The 16,396-nt window shown below is 32.7% G+C and carries 17 protein-coding genes; all 17 read right to left on the bottom strand.

The genetic code is table 11. The features are described from left to right. Positions 1 to 49: 49 nt before the first annotated feature. Entirely contained in the window at positions 50 to 847 is a 798-nt protein-coding gene (locus AC1RPY_RS02200) for a Nif3-like dinuclear metal center hexameric protein (RefSeq protein ID WP_481761355.1), read from the bottom strand. Further along, positions 844 to 1,539, bottom strand: a complete 696-nt coding sequence (locus AC1RPY_RS02195; protein WP_481761356.1) for a tRNA (adenine(22)-N(1))-methyltransferase — start codon at positions 1,537 to 1,539, stop codon at positions 844 to 846. The genes AC1RPY_RS02200 and AC1RPY_RS02195 overlap by 4 nt, the downstream gene beginning before the upstream one ends. 97 nt (positions 1,540 to 1,636) lie before the next feature. Next, positions 1,637 to 2,776, bottom strand: coding sequence for an RNA polymerase sigma factor RpoD (gene rpoD, locus AC1RPY_RS02190; protein WP_409022492.1), 1,140 nt, complete (start codon positions 2,774 to 2,776; stop codon positions 1,637 to 1,639). A 14-nt stretch (positions 2,777 to 2,790) separates the two neighbouring features. Then, complete coding sequence (gene dnaG, locus AC1RPY_RS02185) at positions 2,791 to 4,641, bottom strand: DNA primase (protein ID WP_481761357.1); 1,851 nt, start codon at positions 4,639 to 4,641, stop codon at positions 2,791 to 2,793. Positions 4,642 to 4,833: 192 nt separating this feature from the next. Then, positions 4,834 to 6,909 (bottom strand): glycine--tRNA ligase subunit beta, encoded by a 2,076-nt coding sequence (gene glyS / locus AC1RPY_RS02180; RefSeq protein WP_481761358.1) that lies wholly within the window; start codon positions 6,907 to 6,909, stop codon positions 4,834 to 4,836. Position 6,910: 1 nt separating this feature from the next. After that, on the bottom strand, positions 6,911 to 7,828 hold the full coding sequence (gene glyQ / locus AC1RPY_RS02175; protein WP_409022489.1) for a glycine--tRNA ligase subunit alpha: 918 nt from the start codon (positions 7,826 to 7,828) through the stop codon (positions 6,911 to 6,913). Between the two features lie 270 nt (positions 7,829 to 8,098). Beyond that, positions 8,099 to 8,890, bottom strand: a complete 792-nt coding sequence (gene recO, locus AC1RPY_RS02170; protein WP_481761411.1) for a DNA repair protein RecO — start codon at positions 8,888 to 8,890, stop codon at positions 8,099 to 8,101. Between the two features lie 64 nt (positions 8,891 to 8,954). Further along, positions 8,955 to 9,860: a GTPase Era gene (gene era / locus AC1RPY_RS02165; protein ID WP_409022487.1), complete on the bottom strand. Its 906-nt coding sequence runs from the start codon at positions 9,858 to 9,860 to the stop codon at positions 8,955 to 8,957. 43 nt (positions 9,861 to 9,903) lie between these two features. Further along, positions 9,904 to 10,308, bottom strand: coding sequence for a diacylglycerol kinase family protein (locus AC1RPY_RS02160; RefSeq protein WP_409022486.1), 405 nt, complete (start codon positions 10,306 to 10,308; stop codon positions 9,904 to 9,906). Next, complete coding sequence (gene ybeY / locus AC1RPY_RS02155) at positions 10,286 to 10,771, bottom strand: rRNA maturation RNase YbeY (RefSeq protein WP_409022485.1); 486 nt, start codon at positions 10,769 to 10,771, stop codon at positions 10,286 to 10,288. The genes AC1RPY_RS02160 and ybeY overlap by 23 nt, the downstream gene beginning before the upstream one ends. 107 nt (positions 10,772 to 10,878) lie before the next feature. Continuing rightward, positions 10,879 to 11,322, bottom strand: a complete 444-nt coding sequence (locus tag AC1RPY_RS02150) for a GatB/YqeY domain-containing protein (RefSeq protein ID WP_409022484.1) — start codon at positions 11,320 to 11,322, stop codon at positions 10,879 to 10,881. Between the two features lie 17 nt (positions 11,323 to 11,339). Further along, positions 11,340 to 11,528 (bottom strand): 30S ribosomal protein S21, encoded by a 189-nt coding sequence (gene rpsU, locus AC1RPY_RS02145; protein ID WP_057973588.1) that lies wholly within the window; start codon positions 11,526 to 11,528, stop codon positions 11,340 to 11,342. 198 nt (positions 11,529 to 11,726) lie between these two features. Beyond that, a complete protein-coding gene (locus AC1RPY_RS02140) occupies positions 11,727 to 12,617 on the bottom strand; it encodes a deoxyribonuclease IV (protein ID WP_409022483.1) in 891 nt (296 codons plus the stop codon). A 105-nt stretch (positions 12,618 to 12,722) separates the two neighbouring features. Then, entirely contained in the window at positions 12,723 to 13,532 is an 810-nt protein-coding gene (locus tag AC1RPY_RS02135) for an ABC transporter permease (RefSeq protein ID WP_409022482.1), read from the bottom strand. An 18-nt stretch (positions 13,533 to 13,550) separates the two neighbouring features. Further along, positions 13,551 to 14,726, bottom strand: coding sequence for a CDP-glycerol glycerophosphotransferase family protein (locus AC1RPY_RS02130; protein WP_481762404.1), 1,176 nt, complete (start codon positions 14,724 to 14,726; stop codon positions 13,551 to 13,553). Positions 14,727 to 14,750: 24 nt separating this feature from the next. Next, positions 14,751 to 15,626 carry a YitT family protein gene (locus AC1RPY_RS02125; RefSeq protein ID WP_409022480.1) on the bottom strand — a complete coding sequence of 292 codons (876 nt, stop codon included), beginning with the start codon at positions 15,624 to 15,626 and terminating at the stop codon, positions 14,751 to 14,753. A gap of 149 nt (positions 15,627 to 15,775) precedes the next feature. Beyond that, complete coding sequence (gene msrA, locus AC1RPY_RS02120; RefSeq protein WP_409022479.1) at positions 15,776 to 16,297, bottom strand: peptide-methionine (S)-S-oxide reductase MsrA; 522 nt, start codon at positions 16,295 to 16,297, stop codon at positions 15,776 to 15,778. Between the last annotated feature and the right edge of the window lie 99 nt (positions 16,298 to 16,396).

Raw genomic sequence — 16,396 nt, 5'->3', positions numbered from 1 at the left:
ATCTCCTAATCTATTATTTAATATCTCTAATCATACTCTAATTTTAAAATTAAATAAACTGAAATGGATCTGTATTAATATCTGATTCAATAATCTCAATTTGCCAATTATTTTCTAGATTCCATTCTCCAAATAACCGTTTCAATTGTGCTTTACAGATACTTTCAACATGATGGCCCGGATCAATAACTGACAACCCTTCTGCTAACATGTCATGAGCCGTGTGGTAGTAGACATCTCCTGTTACGTAAACATCCGCCTGCTGCTTAATTGCCTCATGATAAAATTTACCACCATCACCACCTAGAACTGCAACACGCTTAATTGATTGCGTCAAATCATTAGAAATCAGTCTTAATCCACTTATGTTAAATTGCTTCTTACAATATTCAGAAAATTCAATAACAGTCATAGGACTAGTTAAATTTCCGATTCGACCCATTCCATAATCTGAACTATTTGTATGCACTAACGGGATTGTTTCTTGTAATTTTAAACGACTCGCTAACCAATCATTCATCCCACCTGTAACATTGTCTAAATTAGTATGAGCTGCATACACTGTTATATTATGACTCAATAAATCGGCATACATTTTATTTTGAGGATTCGTAGTATCCAAATTTTTTGCCGGTCTAAATATTAATGGATGATGTGCGAAAATAAAATCTACATTTTTATTAATTGCTTCTTGGACAACTTCTGGACGAACATCTAAAGTTGTCATTACTTTAGTAACAGTATTATTAATATCACCTAATTGTAGGCCTACTGGATCACCAATTTCAGCCATACTTTTTGGAGCAAATACTTCGAATTGATTGACTAAATCAATAATTTTTGTCATCCCAGCATCTCCTCAATTTCTTTGATATCAACTTCTAATATCCTTTTTTTATCAATAGGAACTTTATTTGCTGCCTCAAAATTTTTTAAAACTTTACGCTTTTTTTCCATTTGCTTGTGCCATTTAGCTTTGAATACATCGCTTTGCTCAATTCTTAATTTAGGTCCATACTTTAAATCTAATATCGAGTAGCTCATTTTAGTGTTAACTTTCTCAGCAACAATAATTTCATAGACATGATGGTCGTCTTCGACAATATCTTCATCAATAATTTGATATGAATGATCCATTAACCATTCTCTTATTAATTTTTGTCCAACATTAGGTTGAATAATTAAACGACGGACACCCGTTAATTTTTCTAAATCGGCAGTAAATATATCCTTTATTAAAGGGCCACCCATTCCGGCAATTGTGATAGTATCAATATTATCGTCTAATTTAATTGCCTTTAACCCATTAGCTAATCTTGGCATTATCATGTGGTCTAATCGTTCTGTATTAATTTCTGTTACGGCATTTTCATAAGGCCCTTTAGCTACTTCTCCAGCAACAGCATATGAAATAATTTTATTAATAGCTAAATACGCAGGTAAGTAAGCATGATCCGATCCAATATCGGCCAATCGTGCATTTTTTGGTACAAATTTTGCAACTCGAACTAATCGATCTGATAAATGTCGTGCATCCATTTCTTGATCCTCTTCTTTCGTATCTTATCTTTTCTTATTATAACTAAAAAAGGACCATTATAAAACAGGTTTCGTTTTATAATGGTCCTTAAATTTTTTATTCTAAGAAATCTTTTAATTGTTTTGAACGAGATGGATGGCGTAGTTTACGTAATGCTTTAGCTTCAATTTGACGAATACGTTCACGTGTCACTCCAAACACTTTACCAACTTCTTCAAGTGTTCTTGTGCGACCATCATCAAGACCGAATCTTAAACGCAGAACATTTTCTTCACGATCTGTTAATGTATCAAGAACATTTTCTAGTTGCTCCTTCAAGAGTTCATAAGCCGCATGGTCAGCTGGACTAGTTGCATCTTGATCTTCAATAAAATCACCTAAATGTGAATCATCTTCTTCACCAATTGGTGTCTCTAATGAAACAGGTTCTTGAGCAATTTTTAAAATTTCACGAACTTTTTCGGCTGGCATAGCTGGCATATCCATTTCAGCACCAATTTCTTCAGGAATTGGTTCGCGAACAAGTTCTTGTAATAATTGGCGTTGAATTCTGATTAATTTATTAATTGTTTCAACCATATGAACTGGAATTCTAATTGTACGTGCTTGATCAGCAATAGCACGTGTAATTGCTTGTCTAATCCACCATGTCGCATATGTTGAGAATTTAAATCCTTTACGATAATCAAATTTCTCAACAGCCTTCATTAATCCCATGTTACCCTCTTGAATTAAATCAAGAAATTGCATTCCACGACCAACGTAACGTTTAGCAATTGAAACAACTAAACGTAAATTAGCTTCTGCCAATTTTTGTTTTGCTTCTTCGTCGCCTTCTTCAATTTTTAATGCTAAAGCAACTTCTTCTTCAGCTTTTAAAAGGTTAACACGACCAATTTCTTTCAAATACATTCTAACTGGGTCATTAATTTTTATTCCAGTTGGTGCTGATGTGTCTTTTAAAGCTTTCTTTGTAACTTTTTCAGCTGCTTTTAAACTATGTTCACTTGGGTTTCCCTCTTCATCAACAACAGCAATACCAGCATCTGCGACTTTTTGAAGTAATTTATCCATACGATCAGCATCTAAATGGAATGGTGTTGCTAGTTCATCTGTTAAATTATCATACTTAATTTCTTTTTTTACTTTATATTCCTTGATCAACTTCGTTTGTGCTTTTTTAAAGCCTTTTTCGTCAAATTCTGATTCTTCAACTTTTTCTACTTTTTTTACCATTAATAATTCCTCCCTTAGATGGATGTTCGTGGTACTTGTTGTTTTTGATATAATGCAATTAACTTAACTGATAATTCATTGGTTAGTTCTGTATTGCCAAGACGATTTGCTTCCATAAGATCTGATCGAACTTGATTAATTGATTGTTCCATCGGCGAATCATTCATAATGACGGACACACAATCATCAAATTCATCCTCTGAAGACTCTTCTGCAACTGTCATCAGCTCTATTTGCATTAAAAATCTCTTTGAAGACTCTTCTGGCAAGTAATCTAAAAAACTAGCAATTTCATATTGCTCATGTAATTCTAAATAGCCTTCAGCTAACGTATATATTAACTGATAACTATCATGAACAAAACTAAAATCATCAATTGATCGAATTTTCAGCCAAGCTGTATGATCATGTAATATACGATAAAGCAATAATCTTTCAGCTCTTTCAACACGATCAATTTTTTCATCGCTCATGACCTCTGAGCGATTTTCTACAGGTGGTTCATCTGTTCGAACCCTTGGAACTTGATTAACTTGTTGCACTACTTTTGGTTGAACGGCAACTAAATCAATTAACTGTTGTCTTAGAATTCCTTTATCAATTTTAAATTCATCTGCCAACTGATTAATATAAATATCTTGCTCAAACGGCGTTTTAATTGTAGTTAAAACTTGTAGTACTTGATCAATATAATCAATTTGCTCACTTTCATTTTTTAAGTTTTTATTTCGTTTCAAAAAATTCATTTTGAATGAAATAACCGTCTCTCGAGCAGAGTGAGCTAACTCCAGAAACGCTTCTTTACCATTTTTTTTAACAAACTCATCAGGATCCATACCGTTAGGAATGGCTAGCACGCCAACTTTCATTTTTGTCTGATTCGCTAGCAGGTTCAAAGCACGATTTGTTGCATTTTGCCCGGGTTCATCCCCATCATAACAAATATTTAATTGTGATGTTGAACGTTCTAACAAATAAATTTGTTCATTTGTTAAACTTGTTCCCATAGAGGCGACACCATTTTTAACTCCAGAGCGGTATGCTGCTAAAACATCCATAAATCCTTCGAACAAAATAACATTTCCTTCTGTCCGAATTTCTTTTTTTGCCAAATCGTAATTAAATAGAATCTCTCTTTTATTAAAAATAGGCGTTTCAGGACTGTTTAAATATTTAGGTAATTCTTTATTTTTTTCAAGCAGACGACCTGAAAAGGCAACAACTTGACCATTTTGATTTCTAATCGGAAACATCACTCGATCAATAAATCGTTCACGCAAATCACCTGTTTGATTTTCAATAAATAGTCCAGACTGCCTTAATAATTGATAGTCTACTTTCTTTTCCTTAAAAAAATCTTGTAAGACCGATTTCCCAGGCGCAAATCCAATTTGGAAAGTTTTGATAATTTCATCCGTTATACCACGATTATGCAGGTAATCTAATGCCTTTTGACCCATTTCTGTATTCATTAAAATGTGTTGATATAATTTAGCACCGTCATCATGAATTTGCTTTAACTGACGATTTTCAGTTGATTCTTGTGTCCTTGCTGACTGAGATTCAGAATATTTACTATCGATATCCATTCCTGAAAATTCTGCAACTTTATTGACAGATTCTGGAAAGCTAAGTCCCTCTAGCTCAATTAAGAACTTAAAAACATTCCCACCTCTTCCACAGCTAAAACAGTGAAAAATTTGTTTCTCTTCGCTTACAGAAAATGAAGGCGTTTTTTCTTCATGAAATGGACATAAACCCATAAAATTACTACCAGATTTTTTTAATCCGACATACTGACTAATGATATCAGTAATATTCACACTAGTTCGCACCTGTTCAATTACGTTTTCGGGTATTCTCATTCCAACTACTCACCTCCAAAACTAACGATACGAAGTTACCTATATTTTGAGTACCCATAATAATAGCATTTATTTGACATAAATACAATTATTAGCTTCAAGTAATAGACACTTTTGTCAAATATGACTATTCTGATTCTATTACCAAACAAAAAAGGAATTTATCTTCACAGATAAATTCTCATTTTTATATTACTTAATATTTAATTTACTTAAATTACCTAATTTTGAACTCATCTTAGCAATTAAACTCAATTGATTTAAGCGATTATTTTTAATTTTTGTATCATCAACCATAACCATTGTCTGGTCAAAATAATTTTCAATTAGCGGACGAATCTCGCTTAATGTAGTATATAACTTCTCTGACGTTAAATCTGCCAACTGACTTTGGATTATTTCAACTCGTTCAAATAAATCTTTTTCAGCAGTATTATCTAATAATACTTGTTCAACAACTAGATTAGTTGCCTCATTTTTATCTGCTAGCTTTAATACACGATTGATTGCTTCAACGGTCTCCTTGAAATCCTTATCATTTTTATGATTTTCTAAGGTTACAGCGGCCTCTGACATAACTAATAAATCTGCATCTGTACTTTCAACAACACTTTCAATTACATCATAACTGACGTTTTTATTTGAAAGCCATTGCTTCATACGATCATTAACAAAACTTAAAATATCTTTATCATTTTCGCCAACAGTCATCTTGGTAAATAAATCTGGATGTATCGTTGCCAATTCCTTAATATCGTTCAGTACCTCAAGTGGTGAAAAATGCCACTGACGATCTTCAACAATTCTAACTATCCCAAACGCTTGACGACGAAGTGCATAGGGATCATTTGATCCAGTTGGAATTAATCCAACTGAGAAGAAACTTGACATGCTGTCCAACTTATCAGCAATTGCTAAAACTGCACCAATTTTTGATTTAGGTAGTTCGCCATCAGCACTAATTGGCATATAGTGTTCAGAAATTGCTTGTGCAACAGTTGGATTTTCGCCCATTAGCAAGGCATATTTCTCACCCATAATTCCTTGAAGTTCAGAAAATTCTCCAACCATCCCTGTTACCAAATCAAATTTATAAATTTCACTTGTTCTTTGTAAAAGAGATAATTCATGGTCATTTAAGCCAAGGCGTTTACCAATGATTTGTGCCATTAATTGAACACGTTCCATTTTTTCAGACATTGATCCAATTTTATCATGGAATGTGACATTTTTTAATCGCTCTACATAATCATTAATCGTTTGTTTTTGATCTTCTTGGTAGAAAAATGCAGCATCTTCCAATCGTGCTGTAAGAACCTTTTCATTGCCTGCTTCGACGTTAGCAATGTTAGCTTCTGTCCCATTACGAACTGAGACGAACATTGGTAAGATTTCATCGTTTTGGCCACGCACATAAAAGAATCTTTGATGGTCTTTCATTGAAGTCATTAGAACAACATCAGGAATATCTAAATATTTCTTATCAAAATGACCAGAAAATACTGTTGGATATTCAACTAAATTGTTAACTTCTTCCAAAAGATCCTCATCAAGAATAATATGCCAGTCTTGATTATTTTCAAGATTAGTAATTTGTGTTCTAATCATTTCTTTTCGTCTATTAGAATCAACGATTACATATTGTTCTTCTAATTTTTTAACATACTCTGTTACTGAGGCTAAATCTACAGCTTCTCCTAAAAAACGATGGCCTTGCGTTTGGCGGCCAGATTTAATATTTAAAATACTGAATGGAATAACGTCACTATCAAGTAACGCAACTATCCAACGAATTGGTCTAACATATTTAAAGTCATAATTTGCCCAGTGCATCATTGTTGGGAATGTCATCGCTTCAATCACATCTTTAATCTGAACCAAAATATCTTTGGCAGATTTACCAGCGATAAATTTATTTACATAGACATACTCAACGCCTTTTAATTCTTTAAACGTTATATCGTCTGTTGTTACTCCTTGTCCACGGACAAAGCCTTTTGCAGCATTAGACCAATTTCCTTCATCATCCATGGCAATTTTCTTTGCAGGTCCTTTAGCTTCTTCTTGAATATCTGCTTGTTTATCAGCCAAACCAGTCACTTCAACAGCTAAACGTCTGGGTGTTGAGAATGCCTTTATTTCGTCAAATGATAACCGTTGCTCTGTTAAAAAGTCACCTACACGTTTAGCCAATTGATTTTGGCTAGGTGTAACAACATGAGCAGGAATTTCTTCTAACCCAATTTCTAATAAAAAGGAATGTGTCATCTTATTTATCCTCCTTTAATAATTTACTACGAAGTTTTTCATCTTTTAGTAATGGGTAGCCTAATTTTTTACGCTCCTGTACGAAAACTTTAGCAATTGATTTAGCCATATTTCTAATTCTTGCTAAATATCCAGCACGTTCAGTAACAGAAACGGCTCCTCGAGCATCTAATAAATTAAATGTATGACTACATTTTAAAACATAATCGTATGCCGGATGAACTAACCCATTGGCAATCTGTTTTTTGGCTTCTGTTTCATATACATCAAACAAATTAAATAACATTTCTTGATTGCTTTCTTCAAATGAATATTTAGAATTTTCATATTCTGGTTCTTTAAATATGTCGCCGTACATGACCCCATCAGCCCATTCAAGATCATAAACACTCTCAACATCTTGAATATATGAAGAAAGGCGCTCTAAACCATAAGTAACTTCACTAGTGACGGGATGTACCTCTAATCCACCAACCTGTTGGAAATAAGTAAATTGTGTAACTTCCATACCATCAAGCCAAACTTCCCAGCCAACACCAGCACAACCCATTGATGGGTTTTCCCAGTTGTCTTCAACAAATCGAATATCATGTTCAGCTGGATCAATACCTAATGCACGCAAACTATCCAAATATAAATCTTGAATATTTGCAGGAGATGGTTTCATCACAACTTGAAATTGATGATGTTGGTACAAACGATTGGGATTTTCGCCATAACGACCATCTGCAGGACGTCTTGAAGGTTCAACGTATGCAGCATTCCATGGTTCTGGTCCAATTGCACGTAAAAATGTGTAAGGGCTCATAGTTCCAGCACCTTTTTCTGTATCATAAGCCTCCATTAACATACAACCCTGATCAGCCCAGAATTTTTGTAATGTCATAATAATATCTTGAACAGCTAACTTTTTTGACATAGTATTCCTCCTTATTTTTAAGCACAAAAAAACCTATGCAGTCTTATAGACCACATAGGGACGATTTTAATATCGCGGTTCCACCCTACTTCTGGTTCAATTCAACCAGCAGCTTCATTAACAAAGGACTCCGAAAATGCCAATAAAAATAATTAATTACTTAGCTTGCACTAATCCTAAGTTCGCTTTAATAACTATTCTTACCCTTTTTCATCATAATCCCGCTATTTATTTCTCTATAATCATAGTTTAGAAATAAGTATTTGTCAATTATATTTCAGTATTTTTCTTTAATGAGACTGGCCAAGAACTGATTCCATCGATAAATTTTTTACTTTTCAAATTTAATCCAACACTATTATCATAAATAACATCAATAATACGACGTAATTCCTTTTTGGTACTCTCAGCAACCTTGATTGAATTTAATTTATCAAGATTCACTACAGAAAATTGTCTCAAATAAAAAATTGTTTTTTGAGTAGCATGAAGTCGATTATTATCAAGATACCAATGTTTAGAACACAGTAGCCCACCGTAAGATTCTGAATAATCAAATTCTCCCTGCGTTTCGCCACCAACTGCACAGACCTGCAATTGAGGCTGTACACCAAAAACTGTTAATAGCTGAATTTCAATAATATTTGTAATAATTTCTGGATCAAATTCTTCGTTAATCAATCGAATTGCTGTCACAACTTTTCGGTACCAAACAGAGATGGGTTCGTTATCTTTGAATGCAGCATCAATTAAACTAAAAATATAAATGGTATAAGCATTACTGATTATATCCTGTGAAATCGTTTGAAATTGTTCAAACTCTTTAGCAGTATTAATAAATGATAATCCGTTGTCATTTATACTCCCACTGTAAGTTCCGATTGTAAATGGTAGTAAAGCAGCAGATAATTTGAATCCTCGTTTTCTAGCACCTTTAATAAAAAACATTTTTTTACCATAACGATCGGTTAAAAATTTCACTAAAAGATCACGTTCTTTATATTCTTTACGATAAAGTAAAATCCCTTCAAAATCTGCATTATTCTGAACGATACTATGCATCCCCTTTCCATGAGCAAATAAAAATCGGAACAAAAATTATCTTGTTCCGATCATTAGTTACTTCTTAATAGTCATCTTCACGGTAACCAAATGCTTTTAAATCAGTCTGTTTATCTCGCCAATTTTTTTGAACTTTAACCCAAAGTTCCAAATAAACGCGATCACCAAGCATCGTTTCGATATCTTTTCTAGCTTTAACACCGATATCTTTTAACATTTTACCACCTTTACCAATAATAATACCTTTTTGCGTTGGACGTTCAACGATAATTGTTGCAGAAATGTGCAATTTTTCTTCGTCCTCTTTTTTTATATCTTCAACCAAAACGGCAACTGAGTGAGGAACTTCTTCTCGTGTTAATTGTAAAACTTTTTCACGAATTAGTTCACCCATAACAAAACGTTCTGGATGATCTGTAATTTGATCTTCTGGGTAAAACTGGGGTCCTTCAGGTAATTCACTAATTAATGAATCAACAAGCTCATCGACGTTATTTCCTTTAAGTGCTGAAATTGGGAAAACTTCTTTATAGTCCAAAGATTCTCGATACGTTTCCACAATAGCTAATATTTCATCAGGGTGAATTTGGTCAATTTTATTAATAACCAAATAAATTGGTTTCTTAGTATCTTTTAATCGATCAATAATAAAATTATCTCCTGGTCCACGTTTTTCTGTTGCATTAACCATAAATAAAATAGCATCAACTTCACCAAGTGTTGAAAGTGCTGATTTGACCATAAAATCACCTAAACGACTCTTTGGTTTATGAACACCAGGTGTATCAATAAAGACAATTTGTGCATCATCTGTTGTATAAATACCTTGAATTTTATTTCTGGTCGTTTGTGCCTTATCACTCATAATAGCAATTTTTTGACCCATAACATTGTTTAAAAATGTTGATTTTCCAACATTTGGTCGTCCTAAAATTGCCACAAATCCTGAATGAAACTTTTTATTTTGCATTAATTAATTCTCCTCTTATTTATGTACCTTTTATTATAATTGACTAATCAAAAACTAATTCTAACAGTTGTGGGATAAAAATAAGACATCCAACAATCATCGCAAATAGTGCCGAAAGTAAGACAGCAGCAGCTGACATATCTTTAACTTTTTTTGCAATCTCATTATATTTATGACCAGTTGTCAGATCAACCAGATTCTCTATAACTGTGTTCCAAACTTCATTAATAATAACCATACTAATGCTAAGAGCTAGCCATAGCCACTCTGTTTCAGAAATTTGAAAAATTGCCGCACAAATAGATACTAGTATCATCATGGCTACATGTTTTTTCATATTTCTTTCTTCTTTAAAAACCGTAACAAGGCCATCTAGAGAATGTCCTAGTGACAACAAAAATGTTCGATTTTTTTTAACTTGGCGCTTATCGTTTAAGGCCATAAGCATCTAATATCTCTGTTTGTAATCCAAACATTTCTTTTTCATCTTCAGGTTCCATATGATCGTAACCATTTAGGTGTAAGAACCCATGGACTGTCAAAAATCCCAATTCACGTTCATAAGAATGACCATAATCAACTGCTTGTTCAGCAACTTTTTCAGTTGAAATCATGATATCACCGATATTTTTAGCAATTTCAGGCATATCCATACCTTCATCATCAGGAAAAATAATTGGCATATCATCTCCATCTTCTTCGATTGCGAAGCTGATGACGTCAGTTGGTCTATCTACATTTCGATATTCACGATTAATTTTGTGAATTTCTTCATTATTCATTAAAGTAACTGACATTTCTGTTTCATCAGGTAATTTTATTTTCTTACCCGCAAAATTAAGAATTTCTTTAATTAATGTTATATTTTTTTCTGGTTCTGCCTTAGTGTGGTCAAAAATTTCTAAATCCATAATAACCCTCTTTAAATTCGTTTTATATGTCCCAAAGTTACTCAACTCAAATAATAGCATAAAAAAAAAGGAACTACAATTCAAGTTGAATTGTAATTCCTTTTTCGCTAATTTAATAATGATTTAACTGTCTCACTTATAACCTTACCATCAGCGCGTCCCTTAAGTTTAGGAATAACCGCACCCATGACTTTTCCAAAATCAGCTTTTGATGTTGCACCAACTTGTGAAATAACTTCTTTCACGACATCAGTAACTTCTTCAGCTGATAATTGTTCAGGTAAATATTTTTCGACAATTTTTATTTCCATATCAAGATTTTCTAAAAGATCATCTCGACCGGCATCTTTGAATTCTGCATAAGATTCTTTGCGTTGTTTTAACTCGCGAGCCAATAAAACAGTTTCATCATCAACTGATAAATCATGACCTGCTTTAATTTCTTCGTTTGTAACAGCTGCTTTAAGCATTCTTACAGTACTTAAAGTTTGTTTGTCTTTTGCTTTCATCGCTTGTTTTAAATCGTTATTAAGTGTTTCTAATAGACTCAACGTGATTCCTCCCTAGACTAGAAGCGTTTCTTAGTTGTTTTACGCTTTCTTGCTGCTTCGGATTTCTTCTTACGTTTCACACTTGGCTTTTCATAGAATTCGCGTTTACGGTATTCTTGTAATGTACCTGTTTTAGAAACGGAACGTTTAAAGCGACGAAGAGCATCATCGAGAGATTCGTTTTTACGTACGACTGTCTTTGACATAGATATCCCTCCCTCCGAGCTTGAATGTAACCGTCTTTTTATGCATTAAGTTGCATCGTCGAACTGTCCTTGTTCATTATAACTAAAGTCTTTATCGCCGTCAATAAATCTTTTATAAAATATTTGAGATAATACAAAAAATATACTTTTTTTTAACAAATTAAGCATAAATCAATTGATCTAAATCAATAAACAGCTTTAATTTAACCCAAGTTCCGTTAATAGATTAGGATTAAAGGTATTTTCTTTAAACATCAAAATTTCTTTTTGATATGGTGATTGTTGATTTTTTTTATCTACACCTACATATGGTGTTTCTAATATTTTAGGTACCTTACTAAATCTTTCGTCATGTACAATACTATTTAATGCATCAAACCCAATTTCACCAAAGCCAATATTAGCATGTCTATCTTTATGACTTCCTTGAACATTTTTTGAATCGTTAATATGAAAGACTTTCAATCGATCAATTCCAATAATATCATCAAACTTTTCTATAACAGATTCAAAGTCATCTTTAATATTATATCCAGCATCACTAGTATGACATGTATCAAACGTAACAGATAATTTATCATTCAACTTCACACCATCAATCATTTGTGCAATCTGTTCAAATGTTCGTCCAACCTCTGTACCCTTGCCCGCCATTGTTTCAATAGCAATTTGAATTTTTTGGTCTGAAGTCAAAACTTCGTTTAATCCTTCAATGATATGTTTAATTGCAGCTTCATCTCCCGCACCTACATGAGCACCAGGATGGAGAGTCATTTGAGTAGCACCTAATGCTTCGGCCCTATCTATTTCAGCTTTCAAAAAATTGATTGCAAATGTAAAATTCTCTGGTTTAACTGTATTTCCTAAATTGATAATATAAGGGGCATGAACAACTATATCACTTAATCCATGTTCCACCATAAAGGCTTTACCTTTTGGAATATTCATCTCTGAAATATCTTTTCGCCTTGTATTTTGAGGTGCTCCCGTATAAATCATAAATGTACTTGCTCCATTATTCGAAGCCTCTTCGGCGGAACCAAGTAACATATCTTTTCCCTTCATACTAACATGTGATCCTATCAACATTATCCTTACCCCTTTTCGCATTTTAACTTGATTGTATTATAACATTGATTATAAAAAAAGATTTAGAATACTCACCTGACAGGAAGTTTTCTAAATCTTTTATATTTAAATTAAATCAACAAAATGAGCTCTAAATTTATAGTGTAAATGTGATCCTATTAAGAGGAACATTAATGTGATTGACCAAAATAGTAATAGTTGTGTTGGATTATTAAAAAACCAACCTTCGCTCAAGAAAGTTTCTCTAAACCCTGCGACTAAATAGTTAAACGGATTTATTTGTAGAATTCTAACAAAAACTTTAGGAAAACTACCAGAATTTAAATTGAATAAAATACCTGACATGTAAAATAAAACCCTCATAATCGATTGGAGTGCTATATAGTAATCACGAGCTAAAATTGAGATGGTTGAATTAAAAATACCGAAAGCAAATAAAAATGCAATCATACAGATAAAATAATAAATGTACTGTAACCAATACAAAGTGGGCGTTACACCTGATAATAATAAAACAATAATACTAAAACCGAACATAACCCAATACGCAGTCATTTGACTGACCATACGAATTGTTGGTAGTACGCTAACTGGAAATTTCATTTTAGCAACTAATCCAACTTTTTCATAAACACTACGAGACATACCAAGTACACTAGAATTCATAAACAACCATGGGGCGATACCCACCATCATCCAAGCAAAATAATTAACCCCATCTATCTGTTGTCCAGCGTGCAAGGCAACACCGAAAACAAGATAGTAAATACCAATTTGAATCATTGGGTTTAAAAACTCCCATGCAATTCCTAAATAATGACTTTGGTAACTTGCTCGATCTTCATATTTTGAAACTCGAAATATAATTGGTAAATTTTCAAATTGTTCTTTTATAATTGAAATAACTTTTTTCAATGTATTGACGCTCCTTATTTAAGTAAAATAATAATCTAGAACACGCTCTGTCGCATGCCCATCATTAGATGTATTCCATAATAAATTAAATGTTGCTAATTGTCTATCACTATTTTTGAATTCTTTATAAGTAGCAACTAGTTCACTCATTGTTTGCACAATCGGTCCTGGTACCCAGTTATTAAAATCCGATTGAATCCCAATACTACTTTCATAATTCTTTAAATCAAAACAATAGAATAAAACTCGTTCAGCGTTTGGCAATAAACTGAAATCAAAAATAACCGATGAATAATCTGTAATTAAACAATTTGTGATGACCAACAATTCTCCAGTTGTGTATTCATCCACCCATAAAATATCATTATTCTTAGATAATAATTTTTTAAAGGCAAGCTCTTTGTCCTTTAAATGCGGATGTAATTTAATAATTAACTTAGTTTCATCATTTAATAATTCTTGAATATTAGAAAAATCATCTGGTATTTCTAATATAACTTCCCCATTTATATCTTCTCTATATGTTGGTGCGTATAAAATGATTTTTTTCTTAATTAAGTCTGGGTGGCTACTAAAAATATTTTTTTTTGTTAATTTTATCCAATTGCTATCTTTAAATTTATCTGTAGCAGGGTATCCAAGTTCTAAAATGTGATTATCAGAAACATGATAACTTTTCTTAAATACTGACCCCATTTTAGCTGACGCTACAATAAAATCATCAAATTGATTATAGACAGATTGAAATCGTTTTTTATCTTCAGCTGATCGATCAGCTGTCTTAGGCTCATCCCAACCAAACGATTTAATTGCCCCATTTGCATGCCAAAGTTGAACAATTTTGGTTGTTTTTTTTGTATGCATTGTGGCTAAAAAAGCAAAATAATTATCGACAAAAATTAAGTTACTCTTAGAAATCAGAGGGATTAAATTTAATACGAAAGAAATATTTTCAGTAAATATTTTGGTTTCAATATTTAAGTCTTCGATATTCTTAATTTCTAACTTCATAGAAGGTCGATAAAAAATGATTAAATGTTGATTATTATCTAAACATCTTTGATTTAATTTCCGAATGAAGTCACTATTACCACCGAAACTCATTAAATAGCTGATATTAGTACTTTTTTTAGAGAAATTCAGTAACGAAAATAGTCTGATGAGAAATAAGTAGATTATCTTTTTAATTTGCATAACTTATTAATCCTTTAGTTTTATTTATAATGCTTGCTCATAAAAACGTCCCCATATCTGAACGTTTTCTGAGATACTAACAAATGCGACCGGGTCTGACTCTTCCATTGCATCATGTAATTCATTTTGTTCATATCTCGAAATAACGGTAATTAAAAGTGTCTTATCATCATGATGATAAGCACCCTCAACATCGTTAACAATTGTGATTCCACGACGCATATGATTTTGTATTGAATCAATCACACTCTTAGGACGACTCGTCACAATCATAACTTGCATTTTTTGTTGTCTTGTATAAACCATATCCATGACTCTAGCATTAACAAATAATCCCAATGCAGAATAAAAAGCATATGGCCAACCATAAATAAAACCGGCTGCTAGAACAATAAAAGCATTAAAAATAATATTAATAGTTCCAATACTTTTACCTGTTTTCTTTTTAATTGTTAAGCCAATAATATCTAATCCACCAGTTGAAATTCCATTTCTAAGCGCTAATCCAGTACCAAATCCATTAACAGCTCCACCAAATATCGCGCAAATAATAGGATCCGTTGTTAACGTTACTGGCGTAATTGCTTTGATCATAATACTTGAAAATACAACTGCTAGAAAAGTAAACACAGTAAAACGGTGACCAATTTTATTCCAAGCCAAAATGAACATTGGTACATTTAAAAGAAATAAGAGTAACGCAGTCGATATTTGAAATGGTGCATATCGACTAAGGAGGGTTGCTACTAATTGCGCTAACCCCGTAATACCAGAGGCATATATTTTTCCTGGTGTCCAAAAAAAGTTCATCGCAACCGAAACTAATATCGCATATATAAATGCTGTTGAAGCTTTGGCCGCGTATGAATGTTTCTTAAAAATTTGTTGCAGATCGTCCATGATCAAAAAACCTCACATTTCATTTTAACAAGTTACGAATATTATACCATTCATTACGGTCAGATACAGTTAGACATTTACTTATCAAGTAAATCTTAATCTATACAAAAAGAGTCTTTTCAAAATTCATTCGAAAAGACTCTTTTAACTTATTTAGATTTCCAGACAGATTGTTTAAATTGATTCCGTCCACCGTTTTCTTCCATAGCAAATCTTCTTGGATTCTTTTTATAAAACTCTTGATGATAATCCTCAGCAGCATAAAATGGACCTGCATCTTCTATAGTTGTAACAATTGGTTCTTTGAATCTATGACTATCAATCAATAGTTGTCTTGAAGTTTCCGCAATTTTTCTTTGCTCATCATTTAGTGTATAAATCACTGGGCGATATGAACTACCCCTATCTTGAAATTGCCCCATCGCATCAGTTGGATCTGTTTGTTGCCAATATATCTCAACAAGCTGAGCGTAATTAATTTTTTTAGGGTCAAATGTTATCTCAACTGCCTCAGTATGCCCCGTTGTTTCAGATACAACATCTTCATATGTTGGATTTTTAGTGTGTCCTCCTGTATATCCAGATACGACATTTAAAATTCCTGCTTGTTCTTCAAACGGTTCAACCATGCACCAAAAACAACCACCAGCGAATATTGCTTTTTCACTCATTATCATCATTCCCCCTCTTAATATATGATAATAATAAATCACTTAACATAATATTGATATTTTTATGCCTAAAAAAGACTAATGAGTTTAATCATTAGT

The sequence above is a fragment of the Dellaglioa sp. CoH-56-MRSF-12 genome, from assembly GCF_056782075.1.
Note: the sequence above shows the minus strand (reverse complement) of the source record. Positions and strands in the feature narration are given on the sequence as shown.

Coding starts and splice junctions, on each gene's coding strand:
- era (WP_409022487.1), bottom strand. CDS start 9,860: ATGCAAAATAAAAAGTTTCATTCAGGATTTGTGGCAATTTTAGGACGA.
- glyQ (WP_409022489.1), bottom strand. CDS start 7,828: ATGTCAAAAAAGTTAGCTGTTCAAGATATTATTATGACATTACAAAAA.
- AC1RPY_RS02200 (WP_481761355.1), bottom strand. CDS start 847: ATGACAAAAATTATTGATTTAGTCAATCAATTCGAAGTATTTGCTCCA.
- dnaG (WP_481761357.1), bottom strand. CDS start 4,641: ATGAGAATACCCGAAAACGTAATTGAACAGGTGCGAACTAGTGTGAAT.
- rpsU (WP_057973588.1), bottom strand. CDS start 11,528: ATGTCAAAGACAGTCGTACGTAAAAACGAATCTCTCGATGATGCTCTT.
- AC1RPY_RS02160 (WP_409022486.1), bottom strand. CDS start 10,308: ATGCTTATGGCCTTAAACGATAAGCGCCAAGTTAAAAAAAATCGAACA.
- msrA (WP_409022479.1), bottom strand. CDS start 16,297: ATGAGTGAAAAAGCAATATTCGCTGGTGGTTGTTTTTGGTGCATGGTT.
- rpoD (WP_409022492.1), bottom strand. CDS start 2,776: ATGGTAAAAAAAGTAGAAAAAGTTGAAGAATCAGAATTTGACGAAAAA.
- AC1RPY_RS02130 (WP_481762404.1), bottom strand. CDS start 14,726: ATGCAAATTAAAAAGATAATCTACTTATTTCTCATCAGACTATTTTCG.
- glyS (WP_481761358.1), bottom strand. CDS start 6,909: ATGACACATTCCTTTTTATTAGAAATTGGGTTAGAAGAAATTCCTGCT.
- AC1RPY_RS02195 (WP_481761356.1), bottom strand. CDS start 1,539: ATGGATGCACGACATTTATCAGATCGATTAGTTCGAGTTGCAAAATTT.
- AC1RPY_RS02140 (WP_409022483.1), bottom strand. CDS start 12,617: ATGTTGATAGGATCACATGTTAGTATGAAGGGAAAAGATATGTTACTT.
- ybeY (WP_409022485.1), bottom strand. CDS start 10,771: ATGGATTTAGAAATTTTTGACCACACTAAGGCAGAACCAGAAAAAAAT.
- AC1RPY_RS02125 (WP_409022480.1), bottom strand. CDS start 15,626: ATGGACGATCTGCAACAAATTTTTAAGAAACATTCATACGCGGCCAAA.
- recO (WP_481761411.1), bottom strand. CDS start 8,890: ATGCATAGTATCGTTCAGAATAATGCAGATTTTGAAGGGATTTTACTT.